The sequence below is a fragment of the Microcystis sp. genome, assembly GCF_048564745.1.
In the GTDB taxonomy this organism is placed as follows: domain Bacteria; phylum Cyanobacteriota; class Cyanobacteriia; order Cyanobacteriales; family Microcystaceae; genus Microcystis; species Microcystis ichthyoblabe_A.
On the sequence record NZ_JBLZRT010000106.1, the window covers coordinates 1 to 3,818 of the forward strand.

The window sequence follows — 3,818 nt, forward strand, 5'->3', positions numbered from 1 at the left end:
AATCTGTGCGCAAATATATATAGGGTTTTTGAGCAAAGATAAGAGAGAAAAAAATAGACCCCAAAATCGGGTTGAGTAGGAAGAGGATAAAGGTATGAAGACGGAAAATTTCTCTCCCCGACAAGCATTAAACAAAGCATTCCTAAGAGTCAAACCGAGTCGTAGTCAGGTGGAGAAGTTTCAAACTCACCTAGAACAACTTTTGGGGAGTATAAACGAGACAGAATCGGAGGAGTTCCATAAAAACCTGCTTGCAGACTTTCTCAAACACAGCTACTATAGTCCCCAACATTTCATCAACACCAAGGGAAGGAATGATTTAGTCATCCATAATGGGAAAGAATCGCGGGATTCCGTGGGGGTGATATTGGAAGTCAAGAAACCCAGCAATAAAAGCGAGATGCTGCGGAGAGACAAACTCAACTGTAAAGCATTACAAGAATTACTCCTCTACTTCCTACGGGAAAGAATAACCGAGAAAAACCTAGAGATAAAACACCTGATTGCTACCAATATATATGAGTGGTTTATCTTCGATGGGAATATCTTCGAGAGACTATTCGCACAAAATCAGGAACTTGTCAGACAGTTTAATGACTTTGAGACGGGGAGACTAACGGGAAAAACCACCGACTTCTTCTATAAACAGATAGGAGAACCCTTCCTTAACTCCATACTCGATTCCCTGACATACACCCATTTTGACTTGCGGGAATACTCCCAAACCATCCGGGAGGACGAACATAACCTTATCAGTCTCTATAAAATCTTTTCTCCCGAACACCTCTTAAAACTCCCCTTTGCGAACGATAGCAACAGTCTCGACAAAAACTTTTATAGTGAACTGCTGCATATCATCGGATTGACAGAGAGAAAAGAGGGAGGAACAAAACTCATCCGACATCCGCAACCGGCAGCGCGACAACCCGGTTCGCTGCTAGAGAACGCTATCAGTCAAGTGGAGAGTTTAGATAAAATCTCTCGTTTACCCAATCCCGAAGAATTTGGGGAGACGGAAGAGGAGAGACTATTGAATATCGGTTTAGAGTTGGGGATAACCTGGATAAATAGAATCCTCTTCCTCAAACTATTAGAAGCGCAGATAATTAGGTATCATCGGGGGGATAAATCCCTAGGGTTTCTCAATTTAAGCAAAATTGCCAACTATGACGACTTAAATCGCTTATTTTTCAGCGTTTTGGCCAAAAAACAGACAGAAAGAAGCAAAGACATCCAGAATACCCATACTCAGGTTCCCTATCTCAACAGTTCCCTATTTGAACCCACAGACTTAGAACAATCAACCATAGTTATCAGTAACCTGCGTTCGGAGAATATAGAGATTTTTGCAGGAACAGTCTTAAAGGATAGTCAGGGGAAAAAGCGAACAGGAGAAATCAACGCTTTAGCATACCTATTTGAGTTTCTCAATGCCTACGATTTTAGCAGCGAAGGTGGGGAAGCGATACAGGAGGATAATAAGACTCTTATCAATGCGTCAGTGTTGGGATTAATCTTCGAGAAAATCAACGGATATAAGGATGGTTCCTTTTTCACCCCCGGTTTCATCACTATGTATATGTGTCGGGAAACGATTCGACGCGCAGTAATAGAGAAATTTAACCAGAGTCAGGGATGGGATTGTCAGACAATCGAGGATGTGTATAACCGCATCAAAGATAAAACGGCAGCCAATGCTATTATCAATAGTCTCAAAATTTGTGATCCTGCGGTGGGTTCGGGACATTTTCTTGTTTCTGCTTTGAACGAGATAATCGCGATTAAGAGTGAGTTACAGATTTTATTGGATAAAGAGGGGAAAACTCTCAGGGATTATCGGGTTGAGGTGGTGAACGATGAGTTAATCGTCACCGATGATGACGGTAATCTGTTTGAATATAATCCCCGCAACCGAGAAAGTCAGCGAGTACAGGAGACTTTATTTCAGGAAAAACAGCGTCTGATTGAGGGGTGTCTCTTTGGAGTTGATATCAATCCCAACTCGGTGAAAATCTGTCGGTTGCGTTTATGGATTGAGTTACTCAAGAATGCTTACTACAAAGCAGATAACGAGTTAGAGACGTTACCGAATATCGATATTAATATCAAGGTTGGCAATTCTCTGATTAGTCGCTTTGGGTTATCCAATGATTTACAAGTCTTTTCCCGCAAAAATCGTTTAAGTATCGAGAGTTATAAGGATGCGGTGAGAGTCTATCGCAACGCGGAGGATAAATCGCAAAAGCGTGAGATGGAGAGATTGATAAGTGAGATTAAGAGTAGTTTTCGTCAGACTTTACAGGGAGATAATCCTCTGAAAAAGCGCTTGCGGGGTTTGGAAACGGATTTATATAGTCTAGAGAATCAAATTTTGTTATTTGAGGAGTCAGCTAAGGAAAAGAAAGCGCGGGAAAGGAAGATTAGTCAGTTAAGGAATGAGATTGATAAGTTACGTCCGCAACTAGAGGAGATTGAAAGCGGTAAGATTTATCATAATGCTTTTGAATGGCGCTTCGAGTTCCCCGAAGTTCTAGACGATAAGGGGAATTTTATCGGTTTTGATGTGGTAATTGGCAATCCTCCTTATGGAGTGAAATTCAAGGAAATGGAAAAAAGATTGTATAAAGAATTTTATACAACCATAGATGATATTTACACAATTTTTATGGAAAAAGCTACTAGAATATCTCACAAATCAGGATTTTTCTCTTTCATCACACCAATATCTTGGTTAACAGGTGATAAATATTATTCCACAAGGAAAATCATATATGAAAATTCTCATTTAGTCTTAGGAATAACTCTACCCTATGATATATTCAACGATGCTTATGTAGATACTGGAATTTATTTATTATCTAAAAACAAATCTTTAAATATGTCGTTGGTATATGAATTTAATCCCAGAGATAAAATAGATTTTAATATTATAAATTCCTTAGATTATCATATACTTAGCAAAAAAGAATGGTCTAACAGTCAAGATTTAAAGCTAATTTTTAACCCTCTGTCAAAACTACTGAACAATAAACTAAGTAAAATTCAAACAACTATCGAGGACATTACTGATTCAGCTAGAGGTATTTTAGCTAATAAAAATGATTATTCTTTAAATAAAATTGATGATTTTCACGAACCAATTTTAACTGGCAAGCTTGATAGATACTTTCTAGAAGATGTTAATGAATACATAAAATATGGAGACAATCTTAGGGAGAAACCGTCATCATTTGATTTTTTTACAGGAGAAAGAATTCTTGTCAGAAGAATTATAAGTAGACAGTTTAGAATAATGGCAACTTTGACTCAAAAACCACTTGTTGTTAAGAAAGATATTTATATTTTTAAATTAAATACGGACAGGTTCTCAATCAAATATCTCTTATCTATTATTAATTCTAAATTCGTTTCTTATCTTAAAACTAAAAACTCTACATCGGCAAAAAAAGATGATTTTACTCAGCTAACCATGAATGACATCAGAAAGTTAAGAATTCCTATTCCTACTCCCAATCAAGTAGTCAATATCGAAAATATTGTAGATCAAATTCTCACGGCTAAAAAATCTAATCCCAAAGCTGACACCAGCGAGTTAGAAAAAGAGATTAACCAAATAGTGTATGAATTGTATGGATTAAGTGAGGAAGAAATCAGGATAATAGAGGGGGAAATAAAATAAATCTGGTTCTTCCGAACTTACACTGTAGAAAATTCCCCAAGCTCCCTCTCTGTCCAGCAATGCTCTAAAGTTGATAAATATCAATCTAACAAAAACTCAAAGCCCTATTGTACAAGCTTTACAAGCATGAGTTGTTGAT

1 protein-coding gene is annotated in these 3,818 nt (G+C 37.5%); it reads left to right on the forward strand.

The features are described from left to right. Positions 1-94 precede the first annotated feature (94 nt). On the forward strand, positions 95-3,679 hold the full coding sequence (locus ACOCD9_RS12280; RefSeq protein WP_419547601.1) for a DUF7149 domain-containing protein: 3,585 nt from the start codon (positions 95-97) through the stop codon (positions 3,677-3,679). Positions 3,680-3,818 lie beyond the last annotated feature (139 nt).